The 14090-nt window shown below is 71.0% G+C and carries 16 protein-coding genes and 1 pseudogene; 13 read left to right on the plus strand and 4 right to left on the minus strand.

Going from position 1 to position 14090, the window contains the following annotated elements; translation table 11 throughout:
• Positions 1-2: 2 nt before the first annotated feature.
• A pseudogene (locus ACQB60_RS30270) lies at positions 3-776 on the minus strand (ABC transporter ATP-binding protein); the annotation flags it as partial.
• 161 nt (positions 777-937) lie between these two features.
• Between ACQB60_RS30270 and ACQB60_RS30275 the strand changes: the two are divergent.
• A complete protein-coding gene (locus ACQB60_RS30275; protein ID WP_496929283.1) occupies positions 938-2257 on the plus strand; it encodes a DUF2786 domain-containing protein in 1320 nt (439 codons plus the stop codon).
• 72 nt (positions 2258-2329) lie between these two features.
• On the plus strand, positions 2330-4639 hold the full coding sequence (locus ACQB60_RS30280) for an FUSC family protein (RefSeq protein WP_496929284.1): 2310 nt from the start codon (positions 2330-2332) through the stop codon (positions 4637-4639).
• Between the two features lie 35 nt (positions 4640-4674).
• On the opposite strand, the gene ACQB60_RS30285 is transcribed toward ACQB60_RS30280, so the two are convergent.
• Entirely contained in the window at positions 4675-5196 is a 522-nt protein-coding gene (locus tag ACQB60_RS30285; protein ID WP_384835027.1) for a hypothetical protein, read from the minus strand.
• A gap of 180 nt (positions 5197-5376) precedes the next feature.
• Between ACQB60_RS30285 and ACQB60_RS30290 the strand changes: the two genes are divergently transcribed.
• From ACQB60_RS30290 to ACQB60_RS30305, 4 genes are all read left to right on the plus strand, one after another.
• On the plus strand, positions 5377-5754 hold the full coding sequence (locus tag ACQB60_RS30290) for a VOC family protein (RefSeq protein WP_496929285.1): 378 nt from the start codon (positions 5377-5379) through the stop codon (positions 5752-5754).
• Between the two features lie 6 nt (positions 5755-5760).
• Positions 5761-6105 carry an ArsR/SmtB family transcription factor gene (locus ACQB60_RS30295; protein WP_384835033.1) on the plus strand — a complete coding sequence of 115 codons (345 nt, stop codon included), beginning with the start codon at positions 5761-5763 and terminating at the stop codon, positions 6103-6105.
• Positions 6102-6620: an SRPBCC family protein gene (locus ACQB60_RS30300; RefSeq protein WP_496929286.1), complete on the plus strand. Its 519-nt coding sequence runs from the start codon at positions 6102-6104 to the stop codon at positions 6618-6620. Before ACQB60_RS30295 ends, ACQB60_RS30300 begins: the two co-directional genes overlap by 4 nt.
• Before the next feature lie 140 nt (positions 6621-6760).
• A complete protein-coding gene (locus ACQB60_RS30305) occupies positions 6761-7000 on the plus strand; it encodes a DUF397 domain-containing protein (RefSeq protein WP_496929287.1) in 240 nt (79 codons plus the stop codon).
• A 65-nt stretch (positions 7001-7065) separates the two neighbouring features.
• Here the strand turns inward: ACQB60_RS30305 and ACQB60_RS30310 are convergent, their stop codons facing one another.
• The gene (locus tag ACQB60_RS30310; protein ID WP_496929288.1) at positions 7066-7551 is read right to left on the minus strand and encodes an ATP-binding protein; all 486 of its coding nucleotides are present in this window, start codon (positions 7549-7551) and stop codon (positions 7066-7068) included.
• Between the two features lie 342 nt (positions 7552-7893).
• Between ACQB60_RS30310 and ACQB60_RS30315 the strand changes: the two genes are divergently transcribed.
• From ACQB60_RS30315 to ACQB60_RS30340, 6 genes are all read left to right on the plus strand, one after another.
• Complete coding sequence (locus ACQB60_RS30315; RefSeq protein ID WP_384835042.1) at positions 7894-8751, plus strand: Sco1979 family transcriptional regulator; 858 nt, start codon at positions 7894-7896, stop codon at positions 8749-8751.
• Between the two features lie 68 nt (positions 8752-8819).
• Positions 8820-10277, plus strand: a complete 1458-nt coding sequence (locus ACQB60_RS30320) for an aldehyde dehydrogenase family protein (protein ID WP_496929289.1) — start codon at positions 8820-8822, stop codon at positions 10275-10277.
• A gap of 115 nt (positions 10278-10392) precedes the next feature.
• Positions 10393-10938, plus strand: coding sequence for a DinB family protein (locus ACQB60_RS30325; RefSeq protein ID WP_496929290.1), 546 nt, complete (start codon positions 10393-10395; stop codon positions 10936-10938).
• A gap of 53 nt (positions 10939-10991) precedes the next feature.
• Entirely contained in the window at positions 10992-11633 is a 642-nt protein-coding gene (locus tag ACQB60_RS30330) for a PadR family transcriptional regulator (RefSeq protein WP_496929291.1), read from the plus strand.
• Positions 11634-11727: 94 nt separating this feature from the next.
• A complete protein-coding gene (locus ACQB60_RS30335; RefSeq protein WP_496929292.1) occupies positions 11728-12486 on the plus strand; it encodes a MerR family transcriptional regulator in 759 nt (252 codons plus the stop codon).
• Between the two features lie 84 nt (positions 12487-12570).
• Positions 12571-12747, plus strand: coding sequence for a hypothetical protein (locus ACQB60_RS30340; protein ID WP_496929293.1), 177 nt, complete (start codon positions 12571-12573; stop codon positions 12745-12747).
• A 42-nt stretch (positions 12748-12789) separates the two neighbouring features.
• On the opposite strand, the gene ACQB60_RS30345 is transcribed toward ACQB60_RS30340, so the two are convergent.
• Entirely contained in the window at positions 12790-13158 is a 369-nt protein-coding gene (locus ACQB60_RS30345; protein WP_384835060.1) for a YbjQ family protein, read from the minus strand.
• Between the two features lie 152 nt (positions 13159-13310).
• Here ACQB60_RS30345 and ACQB60_RS30350 point away from each other — a divergent pair, with 152 nt between their 5' ends.
• On the plus strand, positions 13311-14000 hold the full coding sequence (locus tag ACQB60_RS30350; protein ID WP_496929294.1) for a DedA family protein: 690 nt from the start codon (positions 13311-13313) through the stop codon (positions 13998-14000).
• Positions 14001-14090: the final 90 nt, after the last annotated feature.

A 14090-nucleotide genomic window follows, 5' to 3' on the forward strand; every position in this document is an offset into this window, starting at 1 on the left:
GGCGCGGTCCCCCGCTTCGTCTCCAGCGCGGCCATCCGCTCCGCCACCGCCTCCGCCATCACCTCCGCCATCACCTCCCCCTCCGCCTCCGCCGCTCCCAGCTCGTCCGCCACCCGCCCGTCGACCAGGAACACCACCCGGTCCGCGTACGACGCCGCCACCGGGTCGTGCGTCACCATCACGGTGGTCTGCCCCTCTTCGTCCACCAATTGCCGCAGCATCCCGAGGACTTGACGGCTGGTCACGGTGTCGAGGGCGCCCGTCGGCTCGTCCCCGAACAGCACCGCGGGCCGGGTGATCAGCGCACGGGCGAGCGCGACCCGCTGCTGCTGGCCGCCGGAGAGCTCGGCGGGCCGGTGCCGGGCGCGGTCGGCGAGGCCCACGCGGGCGAGGGCGCCCCGGACCTCCGTACGCGAGGGGCGGCGCCCGGCGAGCCGCAGGGGCAGCGCGACGTTCTGGGCGGCGCTCAGCGACGGGACGAGGTTGAAGGACTGGAAGACGAAGCCGATCCGCTCCCGCCGCAGCAGCGTGAGCCGCCGCTCGCTCAGCCCGCTCAGCTCGGTCCCGCCGATCTCCACGGACCCCGACGTGGGCCGGTCGAGGCCCGCCGCGCACTGCAGAAGCGTCGACTTGCCGGAGCCTGAGGGGCCCATGATCGCGGTGAAGGTCCCGGCGGGGACGGTCAGGTCGACGCCGTCGAGGGCGGCGAGGTCGCCGTACCTGCGGTGGACGCCGGAGAGCCGTACGGCGGCGATACGGGAGTCTGTTGAGGTCATGGCTCCAGCGAACCGTCCGGGACGGAGCCGATCACGACCACTGGAGGGCGTCTCGGAGGTAGGGCCAGCCCTACCCGTAAGGGTCCTCCCGGCCCCGTATCGGTTCCCTCAACCCCGTAAGGGTTGTCCCGACCCCGTACAGGCCCTGAGATCATCGACCCATGAGCGAGAACGACCGCCCGCAGACCCCGTTCGAGAGGGCGCTGGGCTCCGCGCTCTACTCGGACGACGACGCCGCCCTGGACGCGGCCGCCTCCCACCTCGCCGCCGCCCCGTCGTCGGACGGCGAACTCGCCCGCAGGGGGCGGGAGTTCGTGCGCCGCGCATGGGAGCGCGGCTGGCAGCCCGCCGACGTCGTACGCCTGGTCGTGCGCGACCTGGACCCGGTCCACGTCACCCTGGCGGCGGACCTCATCAGGTCCGAGACCGGCGCGTACCCGACCCCGCTCCCGCCCCGCTGGCAGTCCCAACTGGCCGACCTGCCCGTCGGCCCGCCCCCGGGTCCGCCCACCGGCCCGCCCCCGGACCGCTTCTCCCGCGCGACGGCGACCCTGGAGCTGTACCGCCTCCTGGTCCGGCTGCCTCCGGTCGAGCCGGTCGGGCCGGTGCCCGGCACCCCCCTCCCGGCGCCCGCCGAGGGCGAGCCCCGCGCCCTCACCCGCATCCGCGCCCTGCTCGCCAAGGCGGAGGCGACCGGCTACCCGGAGGAGGCCGAGGCCCTCACGGCGAAGGCCCAGGAGCTGATGGCCCGCCACTCCCTCGACGAGGCGCTGCTCGCGGCCCGCACGCACGCGAAGGACACCCCGGGCGCCTGCCGGATCGGCGTGGACGCCCCGTACGAGACGGCGAAGGCGACGCTCCTGGACGCGGTCGCGCGCGCCAACCGCTGCCGGGCCGTCTGGAACAGCGAGTTCGGCTTCTCCACCGTCGTCGGCTTCGAGTCCGACCTGGAGGCGGTGGAGCTGCTGCACACCTCGCTCCTCGTCCAGGGCACGGCGGCGATGACGAAGGCGGAGGCGCGGCAGCGGGCCGGAGGCCGCAAGCGGACGAAGACGTTCCGGCAGTCGTTCCTGATGGCGTACGCGCACCGGATCGGCACCCGGCTCGCGGCGGTGAGCGAGCACGTCGCCGAGCAGGTCACCGAGCAGGTCACCGAGCACGTCACGGAAGACGCAGCCGAGGAGGGGGCGACCGCCGCGCCGCCCGGCTCACTGCTGCCCGCACTCGCCGCCCGGGACGTCGCGGTCACCGCACACGCGGAACGCATGTTCCCCGAGACGACGACGGCCCGGGTGCGCGGCGTGACGGACGGCGCGGGCTGGACGGAGGGCGCGGCGGCCGCGGACCGGGCGGAGGTGGGCGGCCGGGGGAGCCGGGGGAGCCGGGGGAGCCGGGGAGGCGGAGGAGGCGGGGGAGGTAAGAGGCGAGCCGAGCTGAGGGGCAAGAGAAGCCAAGCGAGCCAAGGGAGCCAAGGAAGCTAAGGGAACCAAGGGAACCAAGGGAACCAAGGAAGCCAAGGGGGCTATGGGTGACTTGCCCCGTATCCTGGCGAGGTGAGCTGGTTCCGGGCGCTGAAGGAGACCACCCGCTCGGGGCTGTCGGTCGAGCGGAAGCGTCTCGAACCCCTGGTGGCGCTGCGCGGCGCGCTCGGCCTCGCGATCGTCATTGGCCTCAGCCTCACCCTCTTCGGCCCGGCCGTCGCCGCGAGCTCCGCCTTCGGCGCGTTCCAGGCGGCCATCGCCACCTTCCAGCGCAGCTGGCGCCCCCGCCCCGAGCTGGCGCTCGCCTCCGGTGTGAGCCTCGCCGTCTCCACCTTCCTCGGCTATCTCACCGGCGCCCACCTGCTCCTCTTCCTCGCGCTGCTGTGCCTGTGGACGTTCCTCGCGGGGCTGAGCTGGGCGGCGGGCCCGACGGTCGGCATCATCGCCTCGTCGAACGTCGCGATCATGCTGGTGACGGTCACGCTCCCGACGTCGGTCGCCACGGCGGCCGGGCACGCCGCGATGATGGTGGTGGGCGGCGGTGTCCAGGCGGCGCTCGTGATCCTTCTTCCGGTACGGAGATGGGGCGCCCACCGGGACGCGCTGGCCGACGCGTTGGCGGCCGAGGCGGACTACGCGCGGCGGCTGCGCCACGACCCGGTCGCGCCCTTCGACCCGGAGCCCCTGATGGCGGCCCGCGCCGCGGCCGCGCTCACCCCGCGCCAGGCCCGCACGCGCCCCGCCGAACTGCACGGCGCCCGGGGCGTCGCCGAGCGCATCCGCCCCGTGCTCGCCTCCCTCGCCGACCCTTCGGTGGGCGTGCCCGAGGAGGGCAGGGAGCGCGACCGGGTGCGCGAACTCCTCGCCGCGGCCGCCTCGGTCCTGGACGCGGCGGCCCGCGCGATCCGCCAGGGCGAGCCGGTGAAGATCCCCCCGCAGGCCCTCGCCGCCCTGCGCACCCCCGACACCGGCGCCATCCTCTCGGGCCCCCCGCACCGGGCGGCGACCCGCCTCGTGGCCCTGCTCGGAGACGTGGTCGAGACGGCGGGCAGCCCCGTCGCCCCCGCCCCACCGGACACGGAAACAGGCACGGGTACAGGCACCGGCACCAGCACGGGCACAGGCCCGGACGCAGCCACCCCCGCACCCACGAACACCGCCACCCCCACACCCCCGGACACCGCCACCCCCAAACCCATACCCACCTCCACACTCGCCCCCACCCCCACCCCCACCCCGCACCGAACCCGCCCCACCCTCCCCGCCCTGGTCCCCGGCGTCCTGCGCGCCATGCGGGCCGAGCTGCGGTACGAGTCGCCCGTCACGCGGCACGCGATCCGGGTCACCGCCGTCGCCGCCACCGGCTACCTCATCGGGCACTGGCTCCCGCTCGGCCACGGCTACTGGGCCCCGATGGCCTCGGTCATGGTGATGCGCCCGGACTTCTCCCAGACCTACTCCCGCGCCGTGGCCCGCTTCGGCGGCACCCTCGTCGGCGTCGCCCTCGCCACCGGCGTCGTCCAGCTCACCGACCCGGGCCCGCCGCTCTCCGGCACCCTCGCCGTGCTCTGCGCCGGGATGATGTACCTGCTGATGCGCACGGGGCAGGTCGCCGCCCAGGCGTGCGTCGCCGCGTACGTCGTCTTCCTGCTCGGCATGGGCGGCCAGGAGTGGACGCAGACAGTGCCGGAACGGGTCGAACTCACCCTGCTCGGCGGCCTGTTGGGGATGATCGCGTACGCCCTCTACCCGGCCTGGGAGACCCCGCGCCTGCGCACCCGCCTCGCCGACTGGCTGATCGCCGACGGCCGGTACGCCGCCGCGGTCGTCGGCCACTACGCCCACCCCGCCGGCCGCGCCTGCCCCGACGTCCGCGAGGCGCTGCTCGACGCCCGCGCCGCCCGCATCGCCTGGCAGGACGCCGTGGCCCGCGCCAAGAACGAGCCGGTGCGCCACCGCGGCCTCTCCCGCTCCGCCGCCGACGACGCCGAGCACGCCCTGGCCCAACTCGCCCGCGTCGCCATGCTGATGGAGGCCCACCTCCCGGACCGCGGCGCCACCCCCGTCCCGGCCGCCGCCCGCCTTGCCGAGGCCCTGCGCACCGCCACCGAGCAGGGCGCCAAGGCCGTGCGCGAACGCCGCGTGCCGCAGTGGGGCGCCGTCGAGAAGGCCATCGACGCGTGGGACGGCGAGGGCGTCCCCGACCGCGTCGTCCGCAGAGGGGCGGGCCTGCTCCTCACCACTCTCGAAGAGCTCTCCGACGCCCTGGACACCGCACCCGCGCCGATGCTGGTCGACGGCACCGGGTCGAAGGCCGCCCCGCCGGACGAGGACAAGCAGAACGGGCCGCGAGACCCTCAAGGTCCCGCGGCCCGCGCTTGATTGATGCCGCGTCAGCGAAATGCTGCGCCGCTGCGTCAGGAAGTCGGCAGGTCCGCCGTCGGCAGCCCGCTGGGCAGCTTCCCGCCCTCGGTCTTCGTGAAGGTGTCCGTGCCGACCGCGTCCCAGTCGACCTTCAGGGTCTTGTCGTCGACGGACGTGACCTTCCCCATGGACCGGTCGTCATTGCCCTTCGCGCACTTGAGCATGAGCATCTGCGAACCCGAGCCGCCGCTCACGGTGCCCGTGCACAGGACGTTCTCGCCGACGAGCGACGCGGTCTTGCCGGTGACGGCGAGCGCGAGCGGCTTCCCGTCGGCCGTCGTGACCCAGGACCCGTCGAGGCTGCCGCCCTGCGAGCCGCTGTCGCCGCCGTCGCCCGGCGCCGACGACTCGCCGCTGCTGCCCGCGGACGAACCGCTGTCGGAGGCGGACGAGTCCTTGCCCTTGTCGCCGTCGTCGCTGTCGCTGCTGCAGCCCGTCAGCACGAGGGCCGCGGCCGCGACCACGGCCGCCGCTCCGATACGGACCTTACGAGCGTTACGTACGTGCTTGCGCACAGAAGTCCCCCTATATCGCGGTGTGTTGCGGGTGGTACTGGACGTGCTGTCGATACGCCATGGCGAATCGCGCGCCAAGCTACCAGGCCCCTCACCCGCCTCCGCAGCCAGACGGAACGGGACAGGTAGGAATTTCCCTACGTTTGACAGGTAGGAAAACGCCTACCTATCGTCGTGTCCATGAACATCACCCACGCCTCCTTCGTCACCCTCCCCGTCGCCGACCAGGACCGGGCCCTGCGCTTCTACGTGGACGTGCTCGGCTTCGAGGTCACCGCGGACCGGCAGATGCCCCCCGGCCGCTGGCTCCAGGTCGCACCCCGGGGCGCGCAGACCGTGTTCACGCTCTCCGGCCCCGGCATGGGCGGTTTCGTGCCCGGCTCCGCGCGGGGGATCATGCTCCTCACGACCGATGTCGACGCCGACTGCGCACGGCTCACCGCGGCCGGTGTCGAGGTCAGCGGCCCGGACGAGCTGCCCTGGGGCCGGATGGCCGCCTTCCGGGACCCCGACGGCAACGGTCTGATGCTGCTGACGGAGACGACGGAAGGCGACTGACACCCCATGGTCACCACCGGTGAGCGCGAGGACCGGCTGTTCGCCGCGCTCGCCAACGGCACCCGGCGCGAGGTCCTGCGCCTCCTGCGCGACGAGGGCCCGCAGCCCGTGCAGGCGCTCGCCGACCACTTCGACATGCGCAGGCCCAGCCTCTCGGAGCACCTCAAGGTGCTCCGGGACGCGGGCCTCGTGTCGGAGGAGCGCTCCGGGCGGCAGCGCATCTACCGCCTCGAGGCGGTGCCCCTCGCCGAGGTGCAGGACTGGCTCAGCCCGTACGAGCGGTTCTGGCGCGACCGGCTGAAGGGGCTCGGCGACCTGCTCGACCGGATGCCCGACGATGACCCGTCATGAGCACTCCTGACGACCCCGGCGCCCCCGATGGCCTGAACGCCCCTGGCGCCGCCCCCGACGACGACCTCACGACCCTCCGCGTCGACCAGTTCTTCCCCCACCCGCCCGCGAAGGTCTGGCGCGCCCTCACCGACCCGGAGCTCCTCGCCCAGTGGCAGATGCCCGGCGCGGACGGCTTCCGCCTGGAGGTGGGCCACCGGTACGTGCTGACCTCCGTGCCCCGCCCCAACACGAACTTCTCGGGAACGATCGACGTCCAGGTCCTGGCGTACGAGCCGGGGCGGATGCTCAGCGTCCGCTGGGCCGACGCGGAGCCGGACCCGCGGGCTCCGAACCCCGCGGACTGGACCATTACCTGGACAGTGGAGCCAGAAGGGCGCGGCACGCGTCTGTTCCTAGTACATGAGGGGTTCGATCCGGACGATCCGGCGCAGCAGATGGCGCGGAAGATCATGGACGGGGGCTGGCGTTCGCATGTCATGCGGGCATTGGGGCAGGTGCTTGCGGGGATCTAGCGAAGGTCCAGGCAAAGCTGTAACCAAGAGACCACCCCGCGTGCACGTGCATCTGCCCATGCATCGGCATGTGAACACAGCTATGATCCGGACCAGTTGGCGGCTGCAACAACAGCCACGGCACCACCGGGGAGCGACCTGTGCACCACGTGTTCAACGGCATGGCGGCCACGGAACTTCACGGGGTGGTCTGGCAGAAGAGCAGGCACAGCAACTCGCAGGGCTCGTGCGTGGAGTTCGCGAAGCTGCCGGGCGGCGATGTCGCCGTGCGCAACTCGCGGTTCCCCGACGGGCCCGCGCTCGTCTATACGCGCGCCGAGATAGAGGCGATGCTGCTCGGGATGAAGGACGGCGAGTTCGACCACTTGATCAGCGGCTGACCCCGAAGTTGGTCCCGAAGGGGCAGCCCTCGGTCGCAAATTGACCGAACGTCAAGCGAGTTGGGTCACGCCAGCGTGAAGAGGGCCCACACGACCTTGCCGTTGAGCGTGCCCGCGAGCGGGTGCCAGCCCCAGCTGTCGCTGAAGGAGTCGACGAGGAAGAGGCCGCGCCCCGACTCGGCGGCGAAGTCCTCCTTCGCCTCGCGCGCCACCGGACTCTCCTCGCTGGGGTCGCGCACCGCGCACACGAGGCGCTCGGTCCAGTGCATCAGGTGCAGCCGCACGGGCGGGTCCTGCTCGCGCGGGGTGTCCGAGGGCAGTGCGTGACGCAGGGCGTTGGTGACGAGTTCGGAGACGACGAGCGCTATGTCGTCGAACCGCTCCTCGAGTCCCCACTGGCCGAGCGTCGAGCGGGTGAACTGCCGTGCGCTGCCCACCGCTTCGTAGCGGGCGGGCAGGGAGCAGGCGGCCGCGCTCGACACGGCCGAGGGGTCGAGTGGGGGTAGCCCCTGCCGTAACGGCTCGAGCATGGTCGATCCATTCGTCCCCATGCGAGGCACTCCCCGGTTTCGCGGTACATAGCGATGGAGCGGTGGCGCGGTCGGTACAGCGATGGTGCGGTCAGTACAGCAGTGGCGCGCGGACCATGGTTCCGAATGCGTACAGCAGATGCAAGGGCAGATGCACGTGCACGCGCCCGACTTGGACACTCACGCGCTACTTCTTGCCCATTTCTTCCTACGACTTCTTGTGGAGAGCGTTCGAAGGCTTTCCCTTTCCGTAACCGATCGTGTACGGCCCGAAGCGTTTAATGGCAGACTGCTGGCTTCCGGAAGCGATGGGGAGGACTGAGGGCAGTGGCCGCAGGGGAGTCGTGGGGTTCCGCCCAGGCTTTGAGCAGTGGCGGTGGATCGGTGGTGCGCCGCATCCTGCTCGGCTCACAGTTGCGGCGCCTGCGGGAGTCGCGCGGCATCACCCGCGAAGAGGCCGGCTACTCGATCCGGGCCTCCGAATCGAAGATCAGCCGCATGGAGTTGGGACGGGTGAGCTTCAAGTCGAGGGATGTCGAGGACTTGCTGACGCTCTACGGAGTCACGGAGGAGTCCGAGCGGAACGCGCTCCTCTCGCTGGCCAAAGAGGCCAACCTCACGGGCTGGTGGCACAGTTACTCGGACGTCCTGCCCGGCTGGTTCCAGACGTACGTAGGTCTGGAGGGTGCCGCCTCTCTCATCCGTGTCTATGAAGTCCAGTTCATCAACGGCCTGTTGCAGACGGAGGCGTACGCGGCCGCCGTCGTCGCCCGCGGCATGAAGGGCGCGAGCAAGGCCGACATCGAGCGCCGCGTCGCGCTGCGCCTGGAGCGCCAGAAGCTCCTCGTCTCCGAGAACGCCCCCAAGTTCCACTGCGTGCTCGACGAGTCCGCGCTCCGGCGCCCCTACGGGTCCCGTGAGGTGATGCGTGGCCAGATCCAGCACCTCATCGACATCTCGGAGCGGGAGAATGTCACGCTTCAGGTGATGCCGTTCAGCTTCGGCGGGCACGCGGGCGAGAGCGGGGCGTTCACGATGCTGAGCTTCCCGGAGTCGGACCTCTCCGACGTCGTGTACCTGGAGCAGCTCACCGGCGCCCTCTACCTCGACAAGAGGGAGGAAGTCGCCCAGTACGAGCGGGTGGTGAGCCAGCTGCAGAAGGACAGTCCGAATCCGGCCGACAGCCGCGATCTGCTCCGTGGTCTACTCCAACTCACGTAGAACACAAGTAGTATGACGGAATCTCAGGTTTCTGCTTCAGTCTGCGTCTGCGGCAAGGGGTCCGTCACATGTCCTTCTTCACTGACTTGGCTTACCAGTACATAGACGGTGAGTGGAGGGACGGCTCGGGCTCCTGGGACATCATCGACTTCAACCCGTACGACGGGGAGAAGCTCGCCTCCGTCACGGTCGCGACGGCCGACGAGGTGGACCAGGCGTACCGCGCGGCGCAGCGCGCACAGGAAGCCTGGGCGAACACCAACCCGTACGCCAGACGAGCCGTCTTCGAGCGCGCCCTGCGCATCGTCGAGGACCGTGAGGCCGAGATCACCGAGGCCATCGTCCAGGAGCTGGGCGGCACCCTCCTCAAGGCGGCCTTCGAGCTGCACCTCGCCAAGGAATTCCTGCGCGAGGCCGTGCACTTGGCGCTCGCCCCCGAGGGGCGCATCCTGCCCTCGCCCGACGACGGCAAGGAGAACCGCCTCTACCGCGTCCCGGTCGGCGTCGTCGGCGTCATCAGCCCCTTCAACTTCCCCTTCCTGCTCTCGCTGAAGTCGGTCGCCCCGGCCCTCGCCCTCGGCAACGCGGTCGTCCTGAAGCCGCATCAGAACGCCCCGGTGCTCGGCGGCAGCCTGGTGGCCCAGATCTTCGAGCAGGCGGGCCTGCCCGCCGGGCTGCTCAACGTGGTGATCACGGACATAGCCGAGATAGGCGACGCCCTCATAGAGCACCCCGTCCCGAGCGTCATCTCCTTCACCGGCTCGGACGCCGTCGGCCGCCACGTCGCCACGGTCTGCGCCGCGAACTTCAAGCGCTCGGTCCTGGAACTCGGCGGCAACAGCGCCCTGATCGTCCTCGACGACGCGGACGTGGACTACGCGGTGGACGCGGCCGTCTTCAGCCGCTACGTCCACCAGGGACAGGTCTGCATGGCCGCCAACCGCGTCCTGGTGGACCGCTCGGTGCAGGCGGAGTTCACCGAGAAGTTCGTCGCCAAGGTCAGGACGCTGAAGGTCGGCGACCCGGCGGACCCGGCGACGCACATCGGCCCGCTCATCAACTCCTCGCAGGCGGACGCCGTTTCGTCGGTGGTGAAGCAGACGGTGGAGGCGGGCGCGACGGCCCTGCTGCACGGCCGCACGGACGGCAATCTGGTCGCCCCCTCGGTCCTCACCGACGTCCCCGCCGACTCCCCGGTCCTGGCCCAGGAGATCTTCGGCCCGGTCGCCCTCCTCGTCCCCTTCGACGGCGAGGACGAGGCCGTCCGCATCGCCAACGACACCCCGTACGGCCTGAGCGGCGCCGTCCACACCGGCGACGTCGAGCGCGGCGTCCGGCTCGCGAAGCGCCTGCACAGCGGCATGATCCACATCAACGACGGCACCGTCCACGACGAGCCGATCGTGCCCTTCGGCGGCGAGAAGCGCTCCGGCATCGGCCGCCTGAACGGGGATGCGACGGTGGAGGCGTTCACCACGCACAAGTGGATCTCGGTGCAGCACGGGCGCTCGCGGTTCCCGTTCTGAGCTCTCCCCGGCTTCCCCGATCCCGTACGGACTTGCGGACAGAACCTGACCGCAAGGGTCCGTAACGTGGGTGGTGTCGGAAAGCCCGGCAGCACCCGAGCAGGGAGAGGTCACCATGCCTACTCACGTCAACGCAGAGGCCCACGGCGACGAGCGCGGCGCGCTCCTCAACTTCGTGGAGGCCCAGCGCGGCGGCCTGCGCAGGTCCGTGCTCGGCCTCACGGACGAGCAGGCGGCGCAGACCCCCAGCGCCAGCGAGCTGTCCCTCTCGGGGCTCGTCAAGCACGTCGCCGAGGTGGAGCTGAACTGGCTGCGCATGGCGCAGCAGCGTCCGAACGAGCGGCAGCGCACCGAGGAGACCTGGAGCGAGGGCTTCGTGCTCACTGGCGCCGAGACGGTCGCCGGTGTCCTCGCCTTCTGGGACCAAGTCGCCCAGGAGACCGAGGAGTTCATCCGCAAGGTGCCCAGCCTCGACGACACCTTCCCGCTGCCGCCGGCGCCCTGGTTCCCCAAGGACGGCGTCGTGTCGATGCGCTGGCTGATGCTGCACCTCGTCGAGGAGATCGCCCGGCACGCGGGCCACGCCGACATCATCCGGGAGTCCCTCGACGGCAAGACCGCGTTCGAGCTGGTCGCCGAGGAGAGCGGACAGCGGGGCTAGCCCCGGCGTACCCTAGTCAAAGTTGAAGACTGAGGGGTACGAAGGGTTACGAGATGTCAGCGATCCGGCTCCTGGTCCTGGGCGCGGTGCGCCAGCACGGCCGCGCCCACGGCTACCAGGTCCGCAACGACCTGGAGTACTGGGGCGCCAACGACTGGTCCAACGCCAAGCCGGGCTCGATCTACCACGCCCTGAAACAGATGGCGAAGCAGGGACTGCTGCGCGCCCACGAGATCGCCCCGTCCACGGTGGGCGGCCCGCCGCGCACGGAGTACGAGATCACGGAGCAGGGCACCGAGGAGTTCCTCGCCCTGCTCCGCGAGTCCCTCACCGCGTACGGTCAGAAGCCCGACGTCCTCGCGGCGGCGCTCGGGTTCATGGTGGACCTGCCGCGCGCGGAGGTCGTCGGCCTGCTCCAGGAGCGGGTGCACCGCATCGCGGCCTGGCGCACCTCCGTCACCGAGTACTACACGCCCGAGGACGGCCCCGAGCAGCTGGGCCACATCGGCGAGATCATGAACTTCTGGGTGAGCTCGGCGGACAACGGCGCCGAGTGGACCAAGGAGCTGATCGCCCGCATCGAAGGCGGCGCCTACACCTTCGCGGGCGAGGGCGAGCCCTTCGTGGGGGTGCTCGCGGAGGGCGAGGAGAACCCGTACGCGACGGGGGAGCGGCACCCCGGGGACGAGCGCTAGGAAGTCCCGTGGCGGCTGGACTTGCACCTCACGCGACGTGAGGACCCAGGCTGAAGCGCGTACGAAGAAACACGAGCCAGAGGGACCGGACGCCATGAGCTACTCCGTGGGACAGGTCGCCGGATTCGCCGGGGTCACGGTGCGCACGCTGCACCACTACGACGAGATCGGCCTGCTCGCCCCGAGCGAGCGCAGCCACGCGGGCCACCGCCGCTACAGCGACGCGGACCTGGACCGGCTGCAGCAGGTCCTGTTCTACCGGGAGCTCGGCTTCCCCCTCGACGAGGTGGCGAGCCTGCTCGACGACCCGCGGGTCGATCCGCGGGCGCATCTGCGGCGCCAGCACGAGCTGCTGACCGACCGCATCGAGAAGCTCCAGAAGATGGCCGCCGCCGTCGAAAATGCCATGGAGGCGCGGAAGATGGGCATCAATCTCACGCCCGAGGAGAAGTTCGAGGTCTTCGGGGACCACGACCCCGACCAGTACGCGGACGAGGTCGCCGAGCGCTGGGGCGACACCGAGGCGTACCGCGAGTCGCAGCGCAAGGCGGCCTCCTACACGAAGGAGGACTGGAAGCGGATCAACACGGAGATGGAGGCCATCCACGCGCGCATGGCCGACGTCCTCGCACGCGGCCTGGCCGCGGACTCCACGGAGGCGATGGACGTCGCCGAGGAGCACCGCCTCTTCATCACGCGGTCCCACTACGCGTGCCCGCACGAGCTGCACTCCTGCCTCGGCAGGATGTACGTGGACGACGAGCGCTTCACGGCCGTCTACGAGGCGATCCGGCCGGGCCTCGCGGTCTTCATGCGGGACGCGATCCTCGCGAACGAGGCGCGGGCGGCCTGAGGGGCGCCGCCGCCCCGTGACAGAACGGGGCGGCGGGTCGACACTGCGGGGATACGGGGGTTCGCACCGACTCCAGGAGGCGTCATGTCCGGACTGCTCTCCCGCGTCACGAAGTTCGCCCGCAGCCCCGAGGGGCGGCGGGCGGTGCGTGAAGCCCGCCGCGCCGCCGACGACCCCAAGAACCGGGCCGAGGCGAAGCGGCTCATCGGCAGGCTGCGGGGCGGAAAGAGCGGGAAGAGCGGGAAAGCCGGCAAGAAGTAGTAGCGGTTCCCGGCGGGGCAGGAGCAGTGGGCCCCGGTGGGGCTACGGCTGCGCCTCGATCACGACGGCCGTGCCGTACGCGCACACTTCCGCCGCTCCGTCCATCGCCTCCGTGACGTCGAAGCGGAACATCAGCACGGCATTCGCCCCACGCGCGCGTGCCTGCTCGATGAGCCGGTCCATGGCCTGGTTGCGGGTCTCCACGAGGGTCTTGGTGAGCCCCTTGAGCTCGCCGCCGATCATGGACTTCAGGCCCGCGCCGATCTGGCTGCCGAGGTGCCGCGACCGCACCGTGAGGCCGAAGACCTCCCCGATGACCCGCTGCACGCGGAAGCCGGGGACGTCGTTGGTGGTCACCACGAGGACGTCGGACTGGGGGTTCAGGCCGCCGCCGAAATCGTCAATGCTCATGAGCACAGCTTTGTCCTGGTTCGCGCGCAGTGCACCCTGGGGAGAGCAGTGGAACCTGGTGGCGACACCTGGCGTTGATAGTTTTGGGCGGCCACACCGGCCGCAACGCCCCGCTGGCGGCATCGCCCCCTCACCCTCAGGAGCCCGGAACCGTGACGACGCTTGCGCTCGGACCAAGCTGGCTGGATCCGGATTACCTGCTCAACCAGTTCGGCATCTGGGGCCTGCTCCTGATCGTCTTCGCGGAGTCGGGCCTGCTCATCGGCTTCTTCCTGCCGGGCGACTCGCTCCTGTTCACCACGGGCCTGCTGATCACGACGAACAAGCTGGACTTCCCGCTCTGGCTGGCCGTCGTGCTGATCTGCGTCGCCGCGATCGTCGGCGACCAGGCGGGCTACCTGTTCGGCAAGAAGGTCGGGCCCTCGCTCTTCAACCGCCCGGACTCCAAGCTCTTCAAGCAGGAGAACGTGGTCAAGGCCCACGAGTTCTTCGAGAAGTACGGCGCGAAGTCCCTGGTCCTGGCCCGTTTCGTGCCGATCGTGCGCACGTTCACGCCGATCATCGCGGGCGTCAGCGGCATGCGCTACCGCTCCTTCATCACCTTCAACATCCTCGGCGGCATCCTCTGGGGCGCCGGCGTCACCCTCCTCGGCGCCTGGCTGGGCAACATCGAGTTCGTCCACAAGAACATCGAGGCGATCCTGGTCCTCATCGTCCTGATCTCGGTGGTCCCGATCGCCATCGAGTTCCTGCGGGCACGCAGCAAGGCGAAGAAGGAGCGACCGGCGGCGGGCGAGACCGCGGCCCCCCAGCCGACCCGGGGCAGGCACGCCAAGCGCTGACCCCGCTGCCCTGACCCTGCGGCTCCGGCCCTGCGGCTCCGTCCCTGCGGCTCCGTCCCTGCGGCTCCGTCCCTGCGGCTCCGGCCCCGC

It is taken from the genome of Streptomyces odontotermitis, from assembly GCF_050510915.1.
In the GTDB taxonomy this organism is placed as follows: Bacteria; Actinomycetota; Actinomycetes; order Streptomycetales; family Streptomycetaceae; genus Streptomyces.